The sequence below is a fragment of the Capnocytophaga sp. G2 genome, assembly GCF_035282625.1.
Classification (GTDB): domain Bacteria; phylum Bacteroidota; class Bacteroidia; order Flavobacteriales; family Flavobacteriaceae; genus Capnocytophaga.
In genome coordinates this window covers 234,271-256,043 of sequence record NZ_JAYKBU010000001.1, presented here as the reverse complement: position 1 = coordinate 256,043, position 21,773 = coordinate 234,271, and the positions used below count along the sequence as shown (strand labels likewise).

The 21,773-nt window shown below is 34.6% G+C and carries 26 protein-coding genes and 2 pseudogenes; 25 read left to right on the top strand and 3 right to left on the bottom strand.

The annotated features are described in order from the left end of the window. Window positions 1-141: 141 nt before the first annotated feature. Both VJJ03_RS01325 and VJJ03_RS01320 read left to right on the top strand, forming a co-directional pair. On the top strand, window positions 142-1,011 hold the full coding sequence (locus tag VJJ03_RS01325) for a M23 family metallopeptidase (RefSeq protein ID WP_009744916.1): 870 nt from the start codon (window positions 142-144) through the stop codon (window positions 1,009-1,011). A gap of 58 nt (window positions 1,012-1,069) precedes the next feature. Beyond that, window positions 1,070-1,354, top strand: a complete 285-nt coding sequence (locus VJJ03_RS01320; RefSeq protein WP_304288141.1) for a hypothetical protein — start codon at window positions 1,070-1,072, stop codon at window positions 1,352-1,354. Between the two features lie 18 nt (window positions 1,355-1,372). Here VJJ03_RS01320 and VJJ03_RS01315 read toward each other — a convergent pair whose 3' ends face one another. Continuing rightward, window positions 1,373-2,440 carry a hypothetical protein gene (locus tag VJJ03_RS01315; RefSeq protein WP_323973355.1) on the bottom strand — a complete coding sequence of 356 codons (1,068 nt, stop codon included), beginning with the start codon at window positions 2,438-2,440 and terminating at the stop codon, window positions 1,373-1,375. A 144-nt stretch (window positions 2,441-2,584) separates the two neighbouring features. Here VJJ03_RS01315 and VJJ03_RS01310 point away from each other — a divergent pair, with 144 nt between their 5' ends. From VJJ03_RS01310 to VJJ03_RS01235, 16 genes and pseudogenes are all read left to right on the top strand, one after another. Further along, window positions 2,585-3,034 carry a helix-turn-helix domain-containing protein gene (locus tag VJJ03_RS01310; protein WP_236013446.1) on the top strand — a complete coding sequence of 150 codons (450 nt, stop codon included), beginning with the start codon at window positions 2,585-2,587 and terminating at the stop codon, window positions 3,032-3,034. Window positions 3,035-3,245: 211 nt separating this feature from the next. Continuing rightward, a pseudogene (locus VJJ03_RS01305) lies at window positions 3,246-3,362 on the top strand (IS1595 family transposase); the annotation flags it as partial. A gap of 196 nt (window positions 3,363-3,558) precedes the next feature. After that, complete coding sequence (locus tag VJJ03_RS01300) at window positions 3,559-3,738, top strand: hypothetical protein (RefSeq protein ID WP_009744907.1); 180 nt, start codon at window positions 3,559-3,561, stop codon at window positions 3,736-3,738. Window positions 3,739-4,055: 317 nt separating this feature from the next. Next, on the top strand, window positions 4,056-5,312 hold the full coding sequence (locus VJJ03_RS01295) for a fibronectin type III domain-containing protein (RefSeq protein WP_323973353.1): 1,257 nt from the start codon (window positions 4,056-4,058) through the stop codon (window positions 5,310-5,312). A gap of 67 nt (window positions 5,313-5,379) precedes the next feature. After that, entirely contained in the window at window positions 5,380-5,664 is a 285-nt protein-coding gene (locus VJJ03_RS11480) for a hypothetical protein (protein WP_416377836.1), read from the top strand. A gap of 28 nt (window positions 5,665-5,692) precedes the next feature. Continuing rightward, entirely contained in the window at window positions 5,693-6,175 is a 483-nt protein-coding gene (locus VJJ03_RS01285; protein WP_002680302.1) for a hypothetical protein, read from the top strand. A 131-nt stretch (window positions 6,176-6,306) separates the two neighbouring features. After that, window positions 6,307-6,846, top strand: a complete 540-nt coding sequence (locus VJJ03_RS01280; protein ID WP_323973351.1) for a DUF3828 domain-containing protein — start codon at window positions 6,307-6,309, stop codon at window positions 6,844-6,846. A 9-nt stretch (window positions 6,847-6,855) separates the two neighbouring features. Further along, a complete protein-coding gene (locus VJJ03_RS01275) occupies window positions 6,856-7,386 on the top strand; it encodes a DUF3828 domain-containing protein (RefSeq protein WP_323973349.1) in 531 nt (176 codons plus the stop codon). A 9-nt stretch (window positions 7,387-7,395) separates the two neighbouring features. Next, window positions 7,396-7,923 carry a helix-turn-helix domain-containing protein gene (locus VJJ03_RS01270; RefSeq protein ID WP_323973347.1) on the top strand — a complete coding sequence of 176 codons (528 nt, stop codon included), beginning with the start codon at window positions 7,396-7,398 and terminating at the stop codon, window positions 7,921-7,923. A gap of 9 nt (window positions 7,924-7,932) precedes the next feature. Beyond that, a complete protein-coding gene (locus VJJ03_RS01265) occupies window positions 7,933-8,421 on the top strand; it encodes a hypothetical protein (RefSeq protein ID WP_323973345.1) in 489 nt (162 codons plus the stop codon). Window positions 8,422-8,444: 23 nt separating this feature from the next. Continuing rightward, window positions 8,445-8,863: pseudogene (locus tag VJJ03_RS01260) on the top strand (hypothetical protein); the annotation flags it as partial. Window positions 8,864-9,173: 310 nt separating this feature from the next. Continuing rightward, window positions 9,174-9,461 (top strand): hypothetical protein, encoded by a 288-nt coding sequence (locus VJJ03_RS01255; RefSeq protein WP_323973343.1) that lies wholly within the window; start codon window positions 9,174-9,176, stop codon window positions 9,459-9,461. A gap of 73 nt (window positions 9,462-9,534) precedes the next feature. After that, the gene (locus VJJ03_RS01250) at window positions 9,535-9,969 is read left to right on the top strand and encodes a hypothetical protein (protein WP_323973342.1); all 435 of its coding nucleotides are present in this window, start codon (window positions 9,535-9,537) and stop codon (window positions 9,967-9,969) included. 230 nt (window positions 9,970-10,199) lie between these two features. Next, complete coding sequence (locus VJJ03_RS01245) at window positions 10,200-10,472, top strand: hypothetical protein (protein WP_323973340.1); 273 nt, start codon at window positions 10,200-10,202, stop codon at window positions 10,470-10,472. Then, complete coding sequence (locus VJJ03_RS01240; RefSeq protein WP_323973338.1) at window positions 10,469-11,008, top strand: DUF3289 family protein; 540 nt, start codon at window positions 10,469-10,471, stop codon at window positions 11,006-11,008. The genes VJJ03_RS01245 and VJJ03_RS01240 overlap by 4 nt, the downstream gene beginning before the upstream one ends. Further along, complete coding sequence (locus VJJ03_RS01235) at window positions 11,005-11,472, top strand: hypothetical protein (protein ID WP_106099091.1); 468 nt, start codon at window positions 11,005-11,007, stop codon at window positions 11,470-11,472. The genes VJJ03_RS01240 and VJJ03_RS01235 overlap by 4 nt, the downstream gene beginning before the upstream one ends. A gap of 23 nt (window positions 11,473-11,495) precedes the next feature. Here the strand turns inward: VJJ03_RS01235 and VJJ03_RS01230 are convergent, their stop codons facing one another. Continuing rightward, window positions 11,496-12,008 (bottom strand): helix-turn-helix domain-containing protein, encoded by a 513-nt coding sequence (locus VJJ03_RS01230; RefSeq protein ID WP_323973336.1) that lies wholly within the window; start codon window positions 12,006-12,008, stop codon window positions 11,496-11,498. A gap of 518 nt (window positions 12,009-12,526) precedes the next feature. On the opposite strand from VJJ03_RS01230, the gene VJJ03_RS01225 reads away from it, so the two are divergent. The 7 genes from VJJ03_RS01225 (at window position 12,527) to VJJ03_RS01195 (ending at window position 20,002) form a co-directional block, all read left to right on the top strand. Next, complete coding sequence (locus VJJ03_RS01225) at window positions 12,527-12,964, top strand: IS1595 family transposase (protein ID WP_323973334.1); 438 nt, start codon at window positions 12,527-12,529, stop codon at window positions 12,962-12,964. A 34-nt stretch (window positions 12,965-12,998) separates the two neighbouring features. After that, window positions 12,999-14,510 carry a GH3 auxin-responsive promoter family protein gene (locus tag VJJ03_RS01220; protein WP_323973333.1) on the top strand — a complete coding sequence of 504 codons (1,512 nt, stop codon included), beginning with the start codon at window positions 12,999-13,001 and terminating at the stop codon, window positions 14,508-14,510. Between the two features lie 8 nt (window positions 14,511-14,518). Then, window positions 14,519-15,673, top strand: coding sequence for a beta-ketoacyl synthase N-terminal-like domain-containing protein (locus tag VJJ03_RS01215; RefSeq protein ID WP_323973331.1), 1,155 nt, complete (start codon window positions 14,519-14,521; stop codon window positions 15,671-15,673). 99 nt (window positions 15,674-15,772) lie between these two features. Further along, complete coding sequence (gene tig / locus VJJ03_RS01210) at window positions 15,773-17,104, top strand: trigger factor (protein WP_323973329.1); 1,332 nt, start codon at window positions 15,773-15,775, stop codon at window positions 17,102-17,104. Between the two features lie 10 nt (window positions 17,105-17,114). Continuing rightward, window positions 17,115-17,777 carry an ATP-dependent Clp protease proteolytic subunit gene (locus VJJ03_RS01205; RefSeq protein WP_009744894.1) on the top strand — a complete coding sequence of 221 codons (663 nt, stop codon included), beginning with the start codon at window positions 17,115-17,117 and terminating at the stop codon, window positions 17,775-17,777. Window positions 17,778-17,803: 26 nt separating this feature from the next. Then, a complete protein-coding gene (gene clpX, locus VJJ03_RS01200; RefSeq protein WP_323973327.1) occupies window positions 17,804-19,051 on the top strand; it encodes an ATP-dependent Clp protease ATP-binding subunit ClpX in 1,248 nt (415 codons plus the stop codon). A 99-nt stretch (window positions 19,052-19,150) separates the two neighbouring features. Beyond that, the gene (locus VJJ03_RS01195) at window positions 19,151-20,002 is read left to right on the top strand and encodes a glycerophosphodiester phosphodiesterase family protein (protein ID WP_009744892.1); all 852 of its coding nucleotides are present in this window, start codon (window positions 19,151-19,153) and stop codon (window positions 20,000-20,002) included. Window positions 20,003-20,077: 75 nt separating this feature from the next. Here the strand turns inward: VJJ03_RS01195 and VJJ03_RS01190 are convergent, their stop codons facing one another. Further along, entirely contained in the window at window positions 20,078-21,772 is a 1,695-nt protein-coding gene (locus VJJ03_RS01190) for a DUF4302 domain-containing protein (protein WP_323973325.1), read from the bottom strand. Window position 21,773 lies beyond the last annotated feature (1 nt).

Below are 21,773 nucleotides of genomic sequence, written 5' to 3'. Positions count from 1 at the left end.
CATAGTTTTTAGGAGTAGAGTTACTCCTGACATAGTGTAGTGGGATACTCCCGAGCTGTTTGGCAGCTTACTTATTAGGGGGGAATTATCCTCCCCAACTTAAATCAAATAAATTAGATTTTTTAGTAAAAATATCATTCAATGGAAGTTAAGAAAAAACGTAAGAGCCTACGTGGTAAGTGGCTTTTCAAGTACAGAGTAGCCATTATGAACGAAAACACTTTAGAAGATGTGGCTACCTTTCGTCTCAATCGGTTGAACGTATTCGTATATAGTAGCCTTTTTGCTATATTACTCATTACACTAACTTCATTGGTCATTATCTACTCTCCTCTAAGACAATATATCTTGGGGTTCTCAGAGGCTGACCTTAAGAAACGTATCGTAGATCTTACCTTTCATACGGATTCCTTACAACAGCGTATCAATAGCAATGAAGCTTATTTTGCTTCCTTACAGAAAGTTCTTACAGGAGATATTCATCCTGATAAGATTAACAAGGACTCCGTTCTGAACTCCGTACAGCAGATTCCCGTGGAGACAGACCTACAAGCCAGTGAAGAGGAAATGAAATTACGTGCAGAAGTAGCAGAAGAAGAACGTTATAGTGTGTTTGACGCCGCCTCTTCTTCCTCTAAGAACAAAACCTTCTTCCCTCCCACTCAGGGAACTATCTCTAGTAAATTCAAGACCGATAAGCACCATTATGGGATTGATATCGCCACCTCTGAAGGAACCCCTGTCAAAGCGGTAAGTAATGGTACGGTGGTTTTTGCAGAATGGTCTGCACAAACAGGCTTTGTGATTATCATTGAACATCCTAATAATTTCGTTTCCATATATAAGCATAACGCTTCCATTACTAAGAAACAAGGAGATAGGGTAAGCTCTGGAGAGGTAATTGCTAAAGTAGGAAATACCGGCGAATTCTCCACTGGGAGCCACCTACATTTTGAACTCTGGCATGAGGGCTATCCTGTAGATCCCCTTAACTATATGAACTTTAATTAACTATTAATTGAGGTGTCAAAATAATTTCATATATTTGCACTCTGAAAATTAATGTATTATGGAATTATTTAAGGGACAAAGCCTCTTAGAGTTTACTGAACGCTTTAAAACAGACTTAGATTGCGAAGAATATCTAGCTTCTTTAAAGTGGGAAGATGGATATTGCTGTCGCAAATTACGAGGTATATATTCTTGGGTATCAGAATTTAACATAGACCGATATTTAGCGGAATACAGTTTTAGAATTAATCGTTCACAAAATAAAGATACTATCTTTAACAAATTAATGAAAAGAATTGTTGAGCGTTCTCCCGTTTCCCAAAGTCAATTAGTATGTAGCTAAATAGACATCTCAATAATTTTATTTTAAAAACTCTAACCCCTGATAGAAATCTTTATATTCTTCCTCATAACTACTCAATACAAATATGGGAGGCTCATTTTCTGAAAGGAAAGTTAGCCAATGATCATAGGAGTAAAATACAATATTTTCTATAATATCTGGTTTTCCCTTAATGAAATTACCAATATAAAAATTTTTATACATCCATACGGTTGCGATACCATTTCCACCAAAAACACGCTCTATTACTTTCTTATTATCTTTAACAATCATTAAGTAAATCATTCTTTCATCCCATCTTTCATTGAGCTTATCCCAATTGGAAAAGGCTTGCATATAAAAGTCAGCATTATTTATTTTTCCTTTATATGTATTATCTATATGAAGAGAGATAGGATATTCATAGTAAGCATATTTGTCCAATAAACTGTAATTGATAGGAAAAGGAATATCTATATTTTTTATCTTCACGCTTTCTATTCTTTTTATTTTTCCCGTTTGGAATATATTTCCATCCTCAATAGATGCGTAATCATATTCTTTTCCTTTATATGAGGTATCTACTTCTTCGCTATAACTTAATAATAAACCAACATCAAAATACTTCTCTTCTATTTTTCCTTCTATTATCTCAATAGGATTGTAAGCGATCATTTCTAAATCTTTTATTAAATACGTATCCAGTTTGTCCTTTTTTATACTATAAGCATACACTGTATCAGTTTGTTTTAGGTGTAATTGTTCTAATATTTGCTCTTTGCGTTTTCCTGTTAGGGAGAAATAATATTTTTGCTTATTTATCTCTTTCTTTGTAAGGAGTGGTTCTTTTTGACTAAGCCTATAAGGTATAGAGAGATTTACGTAATATCCAAATTTTGGAAAAACACTAACTTCATTTACTTTATAAACCTTCAAGTTAGCTGGTTTCCTATTTAAATAACCATACCCTTCTTCTGAATTAGGATATATATTTACAAATTTTAAGCTATCTCTATAAAAAATACGATCAGCCGCTATAAGAGAATCTTCACTTATAATTTCTTTTTTTTCTTCCTCTTGTGAAGGATTTACCTCTGTTTTTTCCATTTTACACGCCGTGATTAGGAAAAATACACTTATTATATATAATACGTATTTCATTATATGGTACATTTTAGTGTCTATTATCTATTATAGTCAAACAAATTTAGATTGCGAATAAATAAAAGATTTATTATCTTTGCACTGTCTATGGAACTAACACTGTCACCAACAGAAATAGAGGAACTTAGAAAGCTCCAACGCAACTTGCAAGGTCGCTCGGATTATGCCCGAGTTACCTGTATTTTGATGCTTTCTATGGGCAATACTCCTATTTTTGTTGCTGATTGCTTAGGTATAGATATTTCTACTATTTATTGTTATCGTTCCTTATATCTTGAAGGAGGACTAGATAAACTCCTTGAGAATCGTTATAGAGGTTATCAAGGTCTGCTTAATATTTTTCAAATAGAATCCTTAAAACAAGAGTTACGCACACATCTTTATACAGATGCAAAACAAGTATCTCAATGGGTTAAAGACACTTTTGAAGTTACCTATACTCCACAAGGAATGGCTGATTTACTTAACAGAATTGGTTTTTCCTACAAGAAAACAACCGAAGTGCCTTGTGAGGCGGATCCTTTGAGACAAAGTTGAATTTAAAATGCAAAACTACAAAAAATAATATAATTAGCTCATACAAAGAGGATTATTTTTTTGACAGGAAGATAAGAGAAGACAGAGTCTTAGATGATTTGGACAGGCTTTTTCAAAATTAGGTTTCTAAATCATTACCAAATACCTTGAAAAATATTTTTTGAGGCGTCAAAATAATCTCATATATTTGCACTCTGAAAATTAATGTATTATGGAATTATTTAAGGGACAAAGCCTCTTAGAGTTTACTGAACGCTTTAAAACAGACTTAGATTGCGAAGAATATCTAGCTTCTTTAAAGTGGGAAGATGGATATTGCTGTCGCAAATTACGAGGTATATATTCTTGGGTATCAGAATTTAACATAGACCTATATTTAGCGGAATACAGTTTTAGAATTAATCGTTTACAAAATAAAGATACTATCTTTAACAAATTAATGAAAAGAATTGTAGAGGGTTCTCCCGTTTCCCAAAGTCAATTAGTATGTAGCTAAATAGACACCTCTATTCATTTATTTTCCGATGGGGCGATTGCGTTATTTTTTAAATGGAAATGACCGTTGGTTAAAGGAAAAACAGTATTTCGGTCTGCCAAAGTTTAAAGAATGGTGGGATAAAGCCGCTTATGCCGAATATTATTTATCAGAATGTGAATATGAAGGCAGTTGTGGTCCGGGTTATCAATCCTTAAGTGAAGAATAAAAAGAAAAAATAATAACAAGTTACAAATAATGAGTTATGAGTTACAAAGGTTGTTTAGCAAACGCTGAGCAACCTTTTTTATATTTTTATCCTTAAATTCCATAGAAAAACATTTTATTTTATAAAAAACCGTTTTTACAAATCCTCCTCTCTAAGTAGAACAAACGTCTTTGGGCTAATACCTCTCTTCATAATTCATAATTCGTAATAATTTCGTAATTCGTAACTCGTAATTCGTAATTCGTAATTATTTATTATCTTTGTCGCCTAAAAATGAATACGATACCTATCGTATTTGCTATAATAAATGAAATAATATGAAACTAATAAAAGACCTTCAAAAAGGTACTTATCTGTTATTGATGATAGTAGCCTTAGTTGTTATCAGTTGCTCAAAAAATGATAACAACTCAATTGATACTGAATCTCCTATACTGGCTACTATTACCAAAATTGAAACTACTGCTTTTGATACCACTACTATTACGTGGGATCTAACTACTGATGGGCAAACTGATGCTGAAGAGCTCACTTATCAGCTGTTATGGCAGATGAGGGGTAGTAGTGAGGTGAAAAATAGCGGTACCCCAAAAGCTCTTTTCAGCACTTATAAGCTTACAGGGCTTACCGAGAAAACTACTTACCGCGTATGGGTAAAGGTATGGGACAAAGCAGGTAACACTACTGAGTATCCCGCACAGGAGTTCACTACCCCTGCTAAGCCTATCAATCCTACTGGACTTGATACAACAAACTATATACAGCTTACTACCGAGAAAAAAGTAGGAGAAATAATAAGCTTTTTTATTGATGGTGATAAAATAGACAAAAAAGGGTTTTGGATTGACTTCAACAACAATGGTAAATGGGACGAAGGGATAGATGTTCTACCAAAGTTCGAAGGTTATCTTAATTATACCCTAAAATCTCAAACTTTTAGAATATATGGTAAAGTTATTGAGTTATTTTGCGAATACCTAGAGCTTACAGACTTGAATATTAGTCATAACCCTTTTTTGAGGAAGTTATTGGTTGAAAATAATAAACTTCCATCTATTAAAAACTTAGAGCATATAACAGCGTTATCTTTGGATAGTCATACTATGCTCAATAGCACTCTCCCTACTAATCTTTCTTTTTTGGATATAACCGAAACCACTGCTATTCCTGTCTTCGATGTTAAAGCATTTACAAATCTTAAAGAATTACTTATAAACAGATGTAAAAGTATCCATAGCTTAGACCTTAGCCAAAACCCGCAACTTGTCCGTTTAGAAATTAACAACACCAATATCACTACTTTAGACCTTTCTAAGCAACCTAATCTTGCAATATTACACGCTTCAGAAGCTCCCCTTACGAGCATAAACATACAAGAAAATACTAAGTTATATTGGGTATTACTTGAGCTTGCAAAAGATGGTAAAGGGCTTATGGGTACTGCCCTTCTCGACTTTATTAAAGCCTTACCCACAAATAAAGTTGGTGCTGTGGCTAATATTAAACTAAGCCCAGCCCAACAAACAGATGTTGTAAAAAGCCTTTTGCAAAGTAAACACTGGGGAATTTATTAATTTGTTAATTATTTAATTGAGGTGTTAAAATAATTTCATATATTTGCACTCTGAAAATTAATGTATTATGGAATTATTTAAGGGACAAAGCCTCTTAGAGTTTACTGAACGCTTTAAAACAGACTTAGATTGCGAAGAATATCTAGCTTCTTTAAAGTGGGAAGATGGATATTGCTGTCGCAAATTACGAGGTATATATTCTTGGGTATCAGAATTTAACATAGACCGCTATTTAGCTGAGTATAGTTTTAGAATCAATCGCTCACAAAGCAAAGAGACTATCTTTAACAAATTAATGAAAAGAATTGTAGAGCGTTCTCCCGTTTCCCAAAGTCAATTAGTGTGTAGCTAAATAGACACCTCAATTAAAATAATTGAATATGAAATTGTTAAACATTATAATAGTCTTTTTTAGCATTTTTTGTAATGCTCAAAACAAAGAACTGATTAGTAAGACGTACTTAAAATTACAAAACGATAGTAAATCTTTTGAACAATTCGTTTTTTATGGTTTTTGTAATTGTAATGATACTTATTTATACACAGAAACATTTGAAGATAACTACACAACCACATTTAATCATCTAGAACCATTACCCCGATTTTTCGAAAAAGAAGAAATAAAGAAGGTGTTAGAGACTTATCACAACAAATACAAAAAGAGATTTGAAGGTGTTCAGAATAGTTATTATAATGGTTATTTGATAGTGTCTAAATGTTATAAATTATATAATGTGTCAAATAAAAATTTAAAGAAAGCCTATTACAACCTACTATCTAATGATAGATTACAAAAAGAATGGATAGAGGATTATATGAGAGATTATTTAGATTATTATTTTATTAAAGTTCAAACTGAATAATAGATTGGAAATGTTCAAGCAACATTGTTATCAAGCGAGCAATGGGGAGATGTATTAAAAAATATGAAAGGAATTATCCTAAAGTCAATTAGTATGTAGCTAAATAGAAACCTCAATTTTAAAATATTCAGATGGTAAAGATTTATTATTTTATTTCAGCGTGTTTATTGTTATTTTCTTGTAACAATAACAACACCCAAGTGTCATCTTTCGATGATAGTACAGCTACTATTTCCTCTATCAAAAGAGATACCATAGTAGAAAAAGATACAATTGCACCAATTCAAGTGCCTAAAGAAGAAACTGATGAAGCTACAAAAATGATTTTGGAATTTTATGATAAGTACATCAGGCAACAAGATAAAATACCGTGCTCTGATTTATATGAAGAAGAGAAAAAATGTGAAGATGAATTGATAAGAATTAAGAAAAAATATTTATCAAATAAATTAATAAAAAAAATAGAGCCTACTGAAGATAGAGATATGGATTTTATTGTAGATGCCCAAGATATTTTCATAGAATGGTTGGACTCTATTAAGGTAAAGAAGATAAATTCAAAAAGATATAATGTGTATCTTTTTAACTTTTATGATAACAGATATGATAGCATACAATTAAAAGTAGCTAAAAAGAAAGACAGGTACATCATTGATGATATTATATTTTAAAATATTCAGATGGTAAAGATTTATTATTTTATTTCAGTGTATTTATTGTTGTTTGCTTGTAACAATAACAATACCCAAGTATCATCTTCTGATGATATTAGAGATACTATTTCCTCTATCAAAAGAGATACCATAGTAGAAAAAGATACAATTGCACCAATTCAAGTGCCTAAAGAAGAAACTGATGAAGCTACAAAAATGATTTTGGAATTTTATGATAAGTACATCAGGCAACAAGATAAAATGCCTTGTCATGGTAAAGGGGAGTTTTGTGAAGATGAATTGAGAAGAATTAAGAAAAGATATTTATCAAATAAATTAATAAAAAAAATACAGCCCACTGAAGATAGAGATATGGATTTTATTGTAAATGCACAGGACTATACAATAAAATGGCTAGATTCTCTTAAAGTAAAGAAAATAAATTCAAAAAGATATAATGTGTATCTTTTTGACTTTTATGATAACAGATATGATAGCATACAATTAAAAGTTGCTAAAAAGAAAGACAGGTACATCATTGATGATATTATATTTTAAAATATTCAGATGGTAAAGATTTATTATTTTATTTCAGCGTGTTTATTGTTGTTTTCTTGTAACAATAGCAACACCCAAGTGTCATCTTTCGATGATAGTACAGCTACTATTTCCTCTATCAAAAGAGATACCATAGTAGAAAAAGATACAATTGCACCAATTCAAGTGCCTAAAGAAGAAACTGATGAAGCTACAAAAATGATTTTAGAATTTTATGACAAGTATATCAGGCAGCAAGATAAAATGCCTTGTCTTGATAACAGGGAGTTTTGCGAAGAAGAATTAAGGGAAATAGAAAGGGAGTTTCTATCAAGTAAATTAATACGGAAAGTAAATTCAGATGAATTAAGTGCAGATCCTATTGTAAAAGCCCAAGATATCTTCATAGAATGGTTGGACTCTATTAAGGTAAAGAAGATAAATTCAAAAAGATATAATGTGTATCTTTTTGACTTTTATGATAACAGATATGATAGCATACAATTAAAAGTAGCTAAAAAGAAAGACAGGTACATCATTGATGATATTATATTTTAAAATATTCAGATGGTAAAGATTTATTATTTTATTTCAGCGTGTTTATTGTTGTTTTCTTGCAATAATAACAATACCCAAGAAAATAACTATATTGAAAATGATATAGATACCATTGAGGAAGCAGATTATGTACAAGAAATAACCGATGAGAGGATTACAAGGGAAATAAAGGATAAGAATTATGTTATCTTTGTGGAACCAACCTTATTTTACCTTGATAGCCTAAAGAATGTGTCAAAAGATGATGATTTCTATACAACGGTAGACGATGCTACTTTTTATATGACAATGGCAAGCGATCTTGCATTAGAAAAAAGAATAGATACAATAAACATAAAAATAGGCGAAATCCTAAAAATAGGGAAAAAAATAATTCAGGTATCCAAAGACAATCCTTGGACATTGATTTTATACAAACAGGGCGGAAAGACAAAAGAATTATATCCTATAGAAATACAAATAGATGATAAAATTATTGACATTTTTTTCAATGAATAAGTCCGTATATCCTAACACAAATAAAACTTATAGTCAAGTCTCAAAGCCGCCTTTATGATGGTATTGCCCTCTTTCGCCACGTGCTGGTTAATACCACCCCTGACATCACCAAAACCATCCTTGTAGATGGCAAAGAGGTAAAAATGCGCGATATGGAAGCTACCCAACTCGCCAATACCAAAATAGACGAGATACGTACGGAGTTCAGCCGTTGGCTCTTAGAGCAGTCCCTGAGTTTAAAGAGCGACTTGCCAAGCGGTATAACGAAACCTTTAACTGTTTTGTCCGTCCACAGTACAACGGCGCACATCAGGACTTCCCTGGACTTCATCGCGAGGCTCTGGGTATTAAAGACCTCTACCCAAGTCAGAAAGATGCTATTTGGATGATAAAGCTAAATGGTGGGGCTATCTGCGACCACGAGGTAGGGGCAGGCAAAACATCAACAACTCAATCACCACAAGGTTTTTTGGAACTTTTAACAGAGGAAGGTGAACATACTTATGGTTCTAAAAAAGGGAATAAATTAACCATAAATAAAGAGTATAGAGAGATTCCTTACATAGAAATTCGTGATTTCAGATCAAGTTATAACCAACAGTTGAGTAATTAGAAATAAAAATATGTATAAAGTTATTAAAATAGTTATTATTATGGGTATATTAAGTAGTATTTTTTCTTGTAAAGTAGAAAAAGACATCTCTATATAGAACAGAGGAATTCAAAAAAAAGGAAAAACATTTAAACTTTCATTGGATGAAGCAGGGCAAAAATGTATAAAATATATTTTAAAAGAAGAAATAGCTAATGATGGTTTTTTTGAATTGGATATTATATATGGAGATTATTATATTTTTAAGCCAAAGGGGGAACCATATAGCTTGAAAACAGGAAACTATAACTTATCTGGCATTTGGATTAATGGTAACACTGGGGAAATAAAGGAAGTTAAAACAAATAAGAATATTAAGATCTTACTAGAATATAATAGTCATATATCTTATACGAGAAGAATTGAGAAAGATAAGGAGGAAAATTGATGAAAAAGTTTCATTCAGTTTTAGCTATAGGGTATTTATCCTTGAGAAGTGGTAATTACTTCTTCTCCACCAAATGCCTCAGCCCAAGGCTTCAAGTGGACATAAGCTCATCTTTACTGAAGATGAGAGCATCTTGCTTACTGATAAGAATGGCAATGTAATTAAGTTGGATACTCAGGGTAAGAATATAGAAATTTCTGCGCCTGAGACTATTAATATCACAGCTAAGAACATCAATTTAAAGACAAGTGATAGTATTGATTTTGATGCTAATGTAAATATCGCTGAAACAGCAGGAAAGGCTAAGAGAAGTGATATTGGTGGAGATATGTTTGTATATGTAAATGGTGCTTTAACAGAGGTGATTGAGGGGGATTTACATAGCCATTCAAAAGGAGGAAGCCAATATACAGCGAAAGAGACTATTGTAGATAGCTCTAACAATATGAAAGTAAATTCTGCTACCTCTCTTAAAAAGAAGAGTGGAGAATATAATAATCAAGGCTAAAAGATAATACTATGAGAACAAGAATTGTAAAAGGAACAATGAACATCTCAAGTGATGGAGATATAGAATTTCATACCTTTGGAGGTGATTTAACTTTCAGTGCAGGTGGTAAAAATGAATGAACAAGCCCTCAAACCATTGTAGGGGCTTATGAAGGAGGAAAAATAAATGAAAAAGTTCTGTATAAAGATATTTTGATTCTTAGAGGTAAAAGAAGAAAGGGAAAAAATATGGAGGGGAAGCCTCACTTGGATTTGATGTATGGTGATTATACTGAAGATGAAAAAGGGTTTGAAAAACTATGGAGACAGATTTATATAGAAAACTTTAATCATACCCAAAATATGGCTTTTGCCTTGGCTAGAGCTAATAAAGTAGTTCGGAAAATAAGCGAATTTTGTAAAAAAACGAGTAAAAAATTATTTGAGGACTTTAAAAGTGATATAGAATATTATTCTAAAGGAGTTTTAGAAGATGTTGCAAAAAAATGGTTGATACAATGAAAACTAACAAAAGTAACACATATGAGTTTTCAGATAAGCGATTAGATATAGAAGTAAATAAACACTCAAATCATATTAATTTCAAAAATGTTGTAATAAATGAGGTCAAAGAAGAAATAAAAAAGTTTTTAACAATTGACTATGCTGTTTCAAATATGAAAATAACAAATGATGGCGAAGGAATATTATATAAAAAACTGGTTGACAAAGAAATTGATAGTCCTAGATTCCCAGACAAAATGAGTGGATTAGGAATTATGCTAAATGATATTTGGGCGTATGAAATATGGATAAAAGAAATTAAAGAAGTGATTTATCCTTGGAGTCCAAACCATAAGTTCACTTATTTAACTTTAAATTTTATTTACTTTGATCATTTTGGCTTAGACTACCCTGATTTAGAGAAAAAAAGAGCTCCAAGTCCTTGGATTGCTTGGGACCACAATATTTTTTGGGAATGGTTTGTATTGCAACATTTTAGAGGTTATGTACCTTTTATTACTAAAGTTGAAAACTCTGAAAAAATATTGCTATGAATTATCTTGTATATTTTATTATTTCTTTTCTGTTTTTTTCTTGTAGTAAAAATATCAAAATATCCGAAATGGATAAATCTTACAATGCTAGAATTTTACAGATTATGAATGAAAACTCATCTTACAAGTTTAATTATTTCTACTATGAAATAAAAAACTATACTCATAAGGATTATAGCAAGGTAGCATATGAAATAGAAGATTTTGTTGATAATAGTTATATTTCATCTATTGCGAAAAATAAAAGAGCAGAGATATATTGCTTTTTTTATACTAAAAGATGGTGGTATAGGAGAATTAACTTGAATGATACCGAAGAAATTAGCGATAATGGTTTAATTTACGATAGAGATTTAATCGCATTAGTTGAGTTCATATTAGATGAGAATAAAAATTATATTAAGAAAATTATTGTATATAATAAAAAAGAGATAATGTATGAAAGAAAAGAGATTTTGGATTAAGTATTAGTTATTTATACTGTAGTTTAGTTAAAATAGGTATTAGAAAATATCATATTGTATATTTTAAAGATAGAAATTTTGATATTAGTGAAGGTAGAAGCTCTATTCTTAAGTTTATGTCGTGTATTTAGGTATATTTTACCTCCTTTTTTCTTATCCTCACGTACAAATTGATAGATACGTTCGTGAGAAACCATCTCTACATCGGTTTTACCTTCTTCCTTTAGTTTTTTGTAATAACCTACAATTTGTTTGGGCGACCACTGCTCATTACAAATTTTATCTTTGACTATTTTCTCTATTTCAGAAGTAAATTTGCGCTTCTTAGAAAGTTGTTCTTTCTTCATATCAGCTATTTCTTGAGCTCTTAGAGGAGTGTATTTTTTACGTTCTCCACATCTTTTAGTCTCTCTGCTAATAGTTGATTCTGAGACTCCTAAACTTTCAGCTATAAATTTATTTGACTGATTTGTGTCAAGATGTGCTTTTATTATGTACCTTTGCTCCAAAGTTAAGTCTTTGTATCCTTTTGCCATTTTTATTTTATTTTTGAGATGTCAAAATAATTTCATATATTTGCATTCTGAAAATTAATGTATTATGGAATTATTCAAAGGACAAAGCCTCTTAGAGTTTACTGAACGCTTTAAAACAGACTTAGATTGCAAAGAATAGCTAGCTTCTTTAAAGTGGGAAGATGGATATTGCTGTCGCAAATGTGGTCATAAAAAATACCAAGTTCGCAAAGATTTTTCACGCACTTGTAATATCTGTGGAGATACGGAAAGTCCTACTGCTGGAACACTATTTCATAGACTAAAATTTGGGTTACGTAAAGCATTTTTTATATGTTTTGAAATGACAACTACAACTAAAGGGTTATCAGCCTCACAAGTTGCTCGTCGTTATGAAATTAGTCGTCAGACTGCACATTATTTTATGCAAAAAGTCCGTGAAGCTATGAAATCCAGTGAATCGCACAAAATGAATGATAGCGTTTAGGTTGATGAATTTACCATAGGGGGGAAAGAGGAAGGAAAACAAAGTTGAAGCTATGACACAAAGAAAAAGAAAGTTCTTTGTGCAATGGAACTTACTGACCCAAGGCAAAGTAAAGCGCTTTTACGCACTAAAAATACCTGATTTTTCCTCAAAATCATTACGAACAATATTTGACAAACATATTAGTAAAACAGCACAAGTTACTACTGACGAATGGAAAGGATATAAACCTATAAAAGACTTTAATATAACTCAAATTTCTAGTAATGATGGGAAGAATTTTCCTACATTACATAAGGTAATACATCAAGTAAAGTCTTGGATACGAGGTATATATTCTTGGGTATCAGAATTTAACATAGACCGATATTTAGCGGAATACAGTTTTAGAATTAATCGCTCACAAAATAAAGATACTATCTTTAACAAATTAATGAAAAGAATTGTAGAGCGCCCTCCCGTTTCCCAAAGTCAATTAGTATGTAGCTAAATAGACACCTCAAACTATTAATTTCCAATCCATCATGAGTTTAAAAAGTTTCCTCGCCCGATTATGGGCTTATCGCATACGCAAAAACATAGATTTATGGGCGGGACAACCTATAACCACCCAAGAGAAAGTATTCCTTTCTCTTATCCGAAAAGCAAAAAATACCGCCTTTGGAAAGGATCATCATTTTGAGGAGATACATTCCTACAAGGATTTTGTAGCGCGAGTACCTATCCGTGACTATGAAGCTCTCACTCCTTATATAGAGCGAGTCAAAAATGGAGAATCCAATATCCTTTGGAAAGGGAAGCCCCTCTATTTTGCCAAGACTTCAGGTACTACCAGTGGGGCAAAATATATTCCTATAACGAGGGACTCTATGCCTTATCACATCCAAGCGGCTCGTGATGCTATTATGTGCTATATCGCACAGACAGGTAATGCAGAATTTGTAGATGGGAAAATGATTTTTCTACAAGGAAGTCCCCTTTTAGAAAAGAAAAATGGGATCCGACAGGGAAGGCTTTCTGGTATCTCTGCTCACTATGTACCTAAATACCTACAAACCAACCGTATGCCTTCATGGAAAACTAACTGTATAGAGGATTGGGAGACCAAGATAGACGCCATTGTTACCGAAACTATAAAGGAGGATATGACTGTTATCAGTGGCATTCCTCCTTGGGTACAAATGTATTTTGAGCGCTTGCAAGAGAAATCTCATAAAACAATTGGAGAACTCTTCCCTCACTTCCAATTATTTATCTATGGAGGGGTGAACTATGAGCCTTACCGACAAAAATTTGAGCATCTTATTGGACGTAAAGTAGATACAATAGAACTCTACCCTGCCAGTGAAGGCTTCTTTGCCTATGAGGATTCCCAAACAGAAAAAGGCATGCTTTTGCTCCTCAATTCAGGAATTTTCTATGAATTTATACAGGCAGACACTTTCTTTGCTGAAACCCCTAAGCGTATCCCCTTGAAAGATGTACAATTAGGAGTGAATTATGTGTTAATTGTATCCACCAATGCTGGACTTTGGGCTTATAATATGGGAGATACTGTGATGTTCACCTCTCTTACGCCTTATCGCATTGTAGTAACAGGACGTATCAAGCACTTTATTTCTGCCTTTGGCGAGCATGTTATCGGAAAGGAAGTGGAAGAGGCTCTTACCAAAACACTTACTACAGCAGGAGGTGAGGTCAGTGAATTTACCGTAGCTCCCCAGGTAAATCCACCAGCGGGGGAATTGCCTTACCATGAATGGTTTATTGAGTTTTCCGTTCTCCCTAAGGACATGGAAACCTTTGCTCATACCCTTGATACTGCCCTACAAGCACAGAATAGCTATTACAAAGACCTCATAGAAGGAAAAATCCTCCAACGACTCAAGATTACCTGTATCCCTAAGGGAAGCTTTTCAGAATATATGAAAGCACAAGGAAAATTAGGAGGACAAAACAAGGTGCAACACTTATCTAATGACCGACAAATAGCGGATAAATTAGTAAAAAATGAAAAGTATTTAGGAAATTCTTAAAGCAAACTATGCAAACCAATATCTCTATTACAGGAATGGGAAGCATTTCTCCATTAGGGGCTCAAAGAACTGCTATTTGGGAGAACTATCTCCGGGGCAAACCCCTATTAAGTGGTCAAATAGTGGGAAAAGAAGCTCTTCCTGTAGGAGCACTCAATAAGGAGAGTCGTAGCCATATCACCCAACTACAACAGGAGAATCCCAAATACAAAAACTTAGACCCTACCGTACTTTATGCCCTCTATGCTTCACGACAAGCCCTAAAGGAAGCAGGATGGAGCAAAGGAAAATCCTTCGGAGTGAACATAGGCTCCTCTCGGGGAGCTACAACCCTTTTTGAACAATACTACCGAGACTATTTGGAACAAGGTAAATGTGCTCCTTTAGCCTCCCCTACTACTTCTTTAGGCAATATTTCCTCTTGGGTAATGCAGGACGCTCAAGGACAGGGAGTGGCTCTCTCCCACTCTATCACCTGCTCTACCGCTCTACACGCTTTGCTCAATGCAGTAGCGTGGCTCCATGCCCAGATGGCAGAAGGGTTTCTTGTAGGAGGTAGTGAAGCTCCCCTAACTCCCTTTACCCTCTCCCAAATGAAGGCTCTTAAAATATATGGGAACCTCGGCGATACCTATCCGTCCCAGCCATTGCTTTTAGATAAACCAAAAAATACAATGGTGCTGGGAGAAGGAAGTGCTGTTTTTGCTGTGGAAAAAGGCTATAAACAAAATGCTTTAGCGATAATCAAAGGAATTGGTTATGCTACTGAAACCATTACCCATCCGGTAGCAATCTCTCCCGATGCACAAGCCTTGCAAAAGAGTATGAAACAAGCCTTACAGGGATTCTCCCCTTCTCAGGTGGACGTGGTCATCCCTCACTGTACAGGAACAATTAAAGGAGATCAAGCCGAGTATCATGCCCTAAAACAAGTATTCAGAGAACATCTCCCCTTACTCACCTCCAACAAATGGATGATAGGACATACCTTTGCCTCCAGCGGCGCTTTAGCCTTGGAAATGGCGATACTCATGCTCATTCATCAAACATTTTTAGAAATTCCTTATCTGCCTAAAACACCCACAAAACCTCTTCGTAATATATTGATCAATGCTACAGGTTTTGGTGGAAATGCCGTAAGTATCCTTGTTTGTCTTCCTTAGGAAAAGAATTTTACAGGAAAACAGCTAAAAAATTTTGTACAACCGATAATTTGTAGTACTTTTGCCAACTGAATTTTTCATAAATTAAAACCAACCCTAATGAATATTAGTAAAGAACAAATAGACGCTCTTAATGGCGTAATTACCTTAGTCATTGATAAGAATGATTATCAAAAAAATGTAGACGATGCCCTTAATAACTATCGTAAAAACGCTTCTGTACCAGGATTCCGTAAGGGACATCTCCCTATGGGAATAGTTAAAAAACAATACGGAAGAGCCATCCAAGTAGATGAAGTCAATAAGCTCATTAGTGATTCCCTTAACAAGTTTATCCAAGATGAAAAATTACAATTGTTAGGACAACCTATCCCTAAAGAGGATGCGCCACAGGTGGATTGGGATGGTGATTCACACACCTTTGTTTTTGAAATAGGCTTAGCTCCTGAGTTCTCTATTGACCTTTCTACTCCTATTAATTATTATGAAATAAAAGTAACTGATAAAGAAATAGATACCCAAGTAGAACACCTTCGTACTCGCTTCGGAACACTTGTGCCTGCTGAAAAGGTAGCTAAAAACACCGAAATAAGTGGTACTTTCTTCAATGAGGCTGCAAATATAGATAAGGAATATACTTTCACTACTGAATCCCTCACAGATAAAGCATTTGAAAAATTGAAGGACAAAAAAGTAGGTGATCAGATTACGCTTTCCTCTAAGGAACTTTTCAAGGATGCTCATGTACTCATGCAAGCCTTAGGGGTACCTCATGACGTAGTACATACTCTGGATGTGGAACTTACCCTCACTATAGAAAATATTCAGGAAGTAGTATTAGCCACCTTAGATGAAGCTTTCTTTAATCAACTTTATCCCAATCAAAACATTACTACCGAAGAGGAGTTCCGTAAAAAAGTAGAAGAAGGTATTCGAGAGGAATTCACCACAAATGCAGATTCACGCCTATTAGATGATGCTACAGAGGTTCTTTTGGAGAAGACTTCCTTTGACCTACCTGCAGAATTCCTTAAAAAATGGATTCAAGTAACCAGTGAAAAGAAAATCACTGCTGAAGAAGCTGCTAAAGAATACAATCGCTCTGAAAGAGGATTACGCTACCAGCTTATTGAAGATAAAATACTTAAAGACAATCATTTGCAGGTTTCTTATCCAGAAATCCGTGCCTTTGCTGAGAGAGCTATTCGTGCTCAAATCGCTCGTTATGGACTCACTGATGTAGAGCAACCTCAGATAGATACCTTTGTAAATAATACCCTTAAGAATGAAGCAGAAGTGAATCGCATCCATAGGGAATTGGTGGGAGGTAAACTCATTCAGTTCTACAAAGAAAAAGCAAAACTTAATAAAATAGATATTGATGTGGATTCTTTCATAGAAAAATTCTATACCCATCAGCATCAACACTAATTAAAAAGAAATGAATTATTCAAAAGAATTTAAGAAATTTGCTATTGAGCATCAGGGGGTCAGTAGTACTTATTATGATGCCATTGTCAATAGCATGACCCCTTATATTATGGAAGAGAGACAATTGAATGTAACTCAAATGGATGTGTTCTCTCGCCTTATGATGGACAGGATTATTTTCTTAGGAACAGATGTTAACTCCCAAGTAGCCAATATCATACAAGCACAGCTCCTTTTCTTAGAGAGTCTTGATGCCCAGAAAGATATCCAAATATATATCAATTCTCCTGGAGGTGAAGTATATTCTGGGCTAGGTATTTATGATACTATGCAGTTCATTAAACCTCAGGTAGCAACCATTTGTACAGGATTGGCAGCTTCTATGGCAGCCGTGCTCCTCTGTGCTGGTGCTAAAGGCAAGCGTTCTGCTCTTCCTCACTCCCGTATCATGATTCACCAACCCTTAGGTGGCGCCCAAGGACAAGCCAGTGATATTGAAATTAATGCTCGTGAGATTCTCAAAATAAAGGAAGAACTCTCTCTTATTATCGCTAAACATTCAGGAAAGACTCTTCAGGAGGTTATTCATAGCTCCGATCGTGATTATTGGATGATTGCCAGCGAGGCTAAGGACTTCGGTATGATTGATGAAGTCCTCGAACGACAAAAATAACTTACTTTAATTCCCTTTTTAATAATATGAGTAAAACAGGTGAAAGTTGTTCCTTCTGTGGAAGGCATGCTAGTGCTGATATATTCCTTATCGCCAGTGGTGTGGAGCCCAATGTATTTATATGTAACTATTGTGTAGAACAGGCATATAACATTTGGATGTCCGAGCAGGAAAATAACAAACAAAGAACAACTACAGAACTCAGTCAAGACCTTCTTCTAAAGAAGCCTACCGAAATAAAGACTTTCCTTGATCAATATGTTATCGGTCAAGAGGCGACCAAGAAAGTCCTCTCTGTTGCTGTATATAACCATTACAAGCGCTTGCTCCAGGAGAAAGACCAAGAAGAGGTAGAAATCCAGAAGAGTAACATTGTCATGGTCGGTCAAACTGGGACTGGAAAAACCCTTATGGCTCGTACCATAGCCCAAATGCTCAATGTCCCCTTAGCCATTGTAGATGCCACTGTATTCACTGAAGCAGGTTATGTAGGAGAAGATGTGGAAAGCATCCTCTCTCGCCTACTCCAAGCCGCTGATTATAATGTGGAGAAAGCCGAACGAGGAATTGTATTCATTGATGAAATAGATAAAATCTCCCGCAAAAGTGATAATCCTTCTATTACCCGTGATGTCTCAGGAGAAGGGGTACAGCATGCACTCCTTAAACTCTTAGAAGGTTCCATAGTGAATGTCCCTCCAAAAGGAGGACGTAAGCACCCTGACCAAAAGTATATTGAGGTCAATACCGAACATATCCTCTTTATAGCAGGAGGAGCCTTTGATGGAATAGAACGCATCATTGCCCGCCGTATGAACCGACAAGCAGTAGGCTATAACTCCTCCAAGGAAACAAAAGTAGATGATAAGAATCTCTTGCAGTATATTACCCATAAGGATTTAAAAGATTATGGGCTTATTCCTGAAATTATTGGACGCTTACCTGTACTTACTTATATGGATCCTTTGGATAAGGAGACCCTACGCATGATCCTCACTCAGCCTAAGAATGCCCTTGTAAAACAATATATAAAGCTTTTTGCCATGGATGGCATAACCCTTTCCTTTGAAGAAGATGCTCTGAATTTTATAGTGGAAAAAGCCTTAGAGTATAAGCTCGGTGCTCGTGGATTACGCTCCTTATGTGAGAGTATCCTTACAGATGCTATGTTCAATCTTCCTAGTACCAATGAGAAAACACTGGTAGTTACTCGCTCTTACGCTGAGGACAAGCTCAATAAGTCTGGCTTTACGGAACATCTGTTAAGTGCATAATCTTAAAAGTTTTCATAGTTTTCTAAAAGCTCTTCTCTTGGCTTTAAGGGGGAGCTTTTTTCAATAAATAAAATCAGAAACTAATTAAATAACTATTAAATGAAAAAAATTGCTTTGCTATTACTGCTGCTCCTTATAGGAGTAGTCTCTTGTAAAAATTCCTCTACTGGGAGGATCATCCCTCAAAAAGAAATCACCAATGAAATTTATTTTGCACAGAAGCCTATAGTCTCCGCTCATCGTGCAGGTAAAGGCATAGCAGGTTATCCTGAGAATTGCTTGCAAACTATTGAATATCTATCCAAAAAAGGCATTCATAGTTTTGAAATTGATATTTTTGAGAGCACAGATGGTGACTTATTCCTCATGCACGATGATAAACTTGGACGTACTGCCACAGGGGAAGGAATTGTCTCCCAACTTAGTACCCAGGAACTCCTCAAAGAAAGGCTCAAAGATGATTTTGGCAAAGTCACTTCTTACCAAATTCCCATGCTTAAGGAAGTACTCGCTTGGTGTAAGAAACATGGCGCTTACCTTATGTTGGACTTCAAAAAGGGGATCTCTTACCAGAAGGTAGCCAATCTTGTACGTGCTGAACAAATGCAAGGACAAGTAGTACTCATCAGCTATAATGTAGCTCAAGCAGAAGAACTTTATAAGGTAGCTCCTGAAATGCTCCTTTCTGTAACTGTACGTAATGATGATGAGCTCAATCGTATTCTTGCCACAGGGATTCCTAAGGAGAAGCTACTTGCTTTCACAGGGATACATCTGCCTGAGGATAGCCTTTATAAGCGCCTCAATGAGCTAAGAATACCTGCCATACTTGGTACATTAGGTAACTTAGATAAGCGTGCAGCTGCCAAAGGAGATCATCTGTATAATGAATGGGCCAAAAAAGGTATTCAAGTATTCTCCACTGACCGCCCTCTCGCACTCTCCTTCTAAAAAATTCTTTATCATATATAGAAAAATAGCTCTCCTTTTCTTTAAGAGAGCTATTTCCTTTTTATATATCTAAATCTATTGGTAAGTATAGAACCATATATTACTATCTTTCACACTTGTCCAGAGCACATATCCTGAACCATCATCATACATCGTATAAGGAGCATTCCTTGTAAAGGTATCTATCAATGAAGACAAATAGCTAAATGCCGTCCAATTGGTATTCTGAGGAAGCTTCCCCTTATCTATCATGTTCATTTGTGCAATATTACAAGGAACAGGCAAGAAATCTATATTATATACCGAACTTACATTACTGCTACTTCCTCCTAAGGTTGGTGTTCGGGTAAAATAGAAATGAAAGCCTATGTTATTCCCATTCTTTCCAAAATAAATGGTATTTCCTAATATATCCCTTACTCTGGCACCATTTACTATTCGAGTACGACTTCTTACACTATTATAAGCTGTCAGAACACTATTTGATACATATCCTGTAGCGAACTGTATCATAGTACGATTCCTTGTAAAGTCATAAGGAAGTATTGCGATGGCTGGGGTAGTTACGAAAGTGATCTGGGCATTCTTAGTACTTGTTAAGCGATACTGAGAACCATCACCTTTAATATCAGTCATTTCATAAGGAGCATTCTGTATAAGTGCTTCTACAATAGGATAGAGATTATTGAATACATTCCAGTTAAGGCTACGTATTCCCTCTACTATATTCACTTGGTTTTCTTTGCCTGCTACAGGAAGAAAATCCAAAGTATAACGGGTAGTTGCATCTTGATAAAAACGAAAGGTAATACCTGCCTCTCTTGCCTCAGATCCCAAACGTATCTGAGGAGAAGTACTATAAGAGGCACTACTATAGGTAAAGTTCCTATACCGTTCATAGAGCTTACTGAAAACGGTATTACTACTGCATCCATCATCCACTAAACTAAGAATTAAGGACTTCGTTTGGAAATTGTATGGTAAAGTATATACTAAGGTTGTTTTTACACTTCCGTCAGAGGAAGAGAGTTCCTGATTATCATCGGAGATATAGAACTCTGTAAAGGTTTTCCCTCCAATCTCAATAGGTTCATATAACTTTAATCCCTTATCGGTATATACAAATGCCTTCTGATAGATAGTAGTTCCCTCACTTATTACAAACTGATGATTAGTAGGGTGAAGGACAAGGTTCACTTGTTTTCCATTGAGGGTAATAGGAGCAATTCCCACTGTTTTCATTTGGGAGGCTCGAGAACGTATTTTATTCAGATAAGAGGATTTATCTCCCTGAAAGCGTACAAGTGTCATTAGGTTATTGGAGCGTTTTCCCTTAAGGGTAAATACCTCTTTTTCGTAAGACTGTATCTCATATTGATTATCCCCTACCTTCCCATGAGGATTCAAAAATGAAGGCTCTACAAAGTAGTGTAGCACTTCATTATAAGTATCAAAGGAAAGAATAGCCTTTTCATTAAAGCTCAATGAATAATCGGAAGTGGTTTCTGTTGTATTCACTTCAGAGGAAGCCTTTACTTTTCCTCCGGCAAAAGAGACAAGAAAATTATACCCTCCATATTGCTGATTATCACCAGCATATACTGTAAGCAACCATCCATTAGGAGCTTCTTCTAAAGCCTTTGTATATTTGGTAATAGTCTCTCCTGTTCGCTTCACATAACTATTCCCTTTGCCATATACGGCTTCTTCTTTTTGATCACAAGCAGCAAAAAAAGCACATGAGACCAATATATATACATATTTTTTCATA

Excerpts from the sequence above, each read along its gene's own strand:
- VJJ03_RS01295 (WP_323973353.1), top strand. The coding sequence starts at position 4,056 with ATGAAACTAATAAAAGACCTTCAAAAAGGTACTTATCTGTTATTGATG.
- VJJ03_RS01220 (WP_323973333.1), top strand. The coding sequence starts at position 12,999 with ATGAGTTTAAAAAGTTTCCTCGCCCGATTATGGGCTTATCGCATACGC.
- VJJ03_RS01300 (WP_009744907.1), top strand. The coding sequence starts at position 3,559 with ATGGGGCGATTGCGTTATTTTTTAAATGGAAATGACCGTTGGTTAAAG.
- VJJ03_RS01315 (WP_323973355.1), bottom strand. The coding sequence starts at position 2,440 with ATGGAAAAAACAGAGGTAAATCCTTCACAAGAGGAAGAAAAAAAAGAA.
- VJJ03_RS01270 (WP_323973347.1), top strand. The coding sequence starts at position 7,396 with ATGGTAAAGATTTATTATTTTATTTCAGCGTGTTTATTGTTGTTTTCT.
- VJJ03_RS01285 (WP_002680302.1), top strand. The coding sequence starts at position 5,693 with ATGAAATTGTTAAACATTATAATAGTCTTTTTTAGCATTTTTTGTAAT.
- VJJ03_RS01265 (WP_323973345.1), top strand. The coding sequence starts at position 7,933 with ATGGTAAAGATTTATTATTTTATTTCAGCGTGTTTATTGTTGTTTTCT.
- VJJ03_RS01205 (WP_009744894.1), top strand. The coding sequence starts at position 17,115 with ATGAATTATTCAAAAGAATTTAAGAAATTTGCTATTGAGCATCAGGGG.
- VJJ03_RS11480 (WP_416377836.1), top strand. The coding sequence starts at position 5,380 with ATGGAATTATTTAAGGGACAAAGCCTCTTAGAGTTTACTGAACGCTTT.
- VJJ03_RS01195 (WP_009744892.1), top strand. The coding sequence starts at position 19,151 with ATGAAAAAAATTGCTTTGCTATTACTGCTGCTCCTTATAGGAGTAGTC.
- VJJ03_RS01225 (WP_323973334.1), top strand. The coding sequence starts at position 12,527 with ATGACACAAAGAAAAAGAAAGTTCTTTGTGCAATGGAACTTACTGACC.
- VJJ03_RS01190 (WP_323973325.1), bottom strand. The coding sequence starts at position 21,772 with ATGAAAAAATATGTATATATATTGGTCTCATGTGCTTTTTTTGCTGCT.
- VJJ03_RS01275 (WP_323973349.1), top strand. The coding sequence starts at position 6,856 with ATGGTAAAGATTTATTATTTTATTTCAGTGTATTTATTGTTGTTTGCT.
- VJJ03_RS01245 (WP_323973340.1), top strand. The coding sequence starts at position 10,200 with ATGGAGGGGAAGCCTCACTTGGATTTGATGTATGGTGATTATACTGAA.
- VJJ03_RS01250 (WP_323973342.1), top strand. The coding sequence starts at position 9,535 with ATGCCTCAGCCCAAGGCTTCAAGTGGACATAAGCTCATCTTTACTGAA.
- clpX (WP_323973327.1), top strand. The coding sequence starts at position 17,804 with ATGAGTAAAACAGGTGAAAGTTGTTCCTTCTGTGGAAGGCATGCTAGT.
- VJJ03_RS01235 (WP_106099091.1), top strand. The coding sequence starts at position 11,005 with ATGAATTATCTTGTATATTTTATTATTTCTTTTCTGTTTTTTTCTTGT.
- VJJ03_RS01320 (WP_304288141.1), top strand. The coding sequence starts at position 1,070 with ATGGAATTATTTAAGGGACAAAGCCTCTTAGAGTTTACTGAACGCTTT.
- VJJ03_RS01280 (WP_323973351.1), top strand. The coding sequence starts at position 6,307 with ATGGTAAAGATTTATTATTTTATTTCAGCGTGTTTATTGTTATTTTCT.
- VJJ03_RS01310 (WP_236013446.1), top strand. The coding sequence starts at position 2,585 with ATGGAACTAACACTGTCACCAACAGAAATAGAGGAACTTAGAAAGCTC.
- VJJ03_RS01230 (WP_323973336.1), bottom strand. The coding sequence starts at position 12,008 with ATGGCAAAAGGATACAAAGACTTAACTTTGGAGCAAAGGTACATAATA.
- VJJ03_RS01240 (WP_323973338.1), top strand. The coding sequence starts at position 10,469 with ATGAAAACTAACAAAAGTAACACATATGAGTTTTCAGATAAGCGATTA.
- VJJ03_RS01215 (WP_323973331.1), top strand. The coding sequence starts at position 14,519 with ATGCAAACCAATATCTCTATTACAGGAATGGGAAGCATTTCTCCATTA.
- tig (WP_323973329.1), top strand. The coding sequence starts at position 15,773 with ATGAATATTAGTAAAGAACAAATAGACGCTCTTAATGGCGTAATTACC.
- VJJ03_RS01325 (WP_009744916.1), top strand. The coding sequence starts at position 142 with ATGGAAGTTAAGAAAAAACGTAAGAGCCTACGTGGTAAGTGGCTTTTC.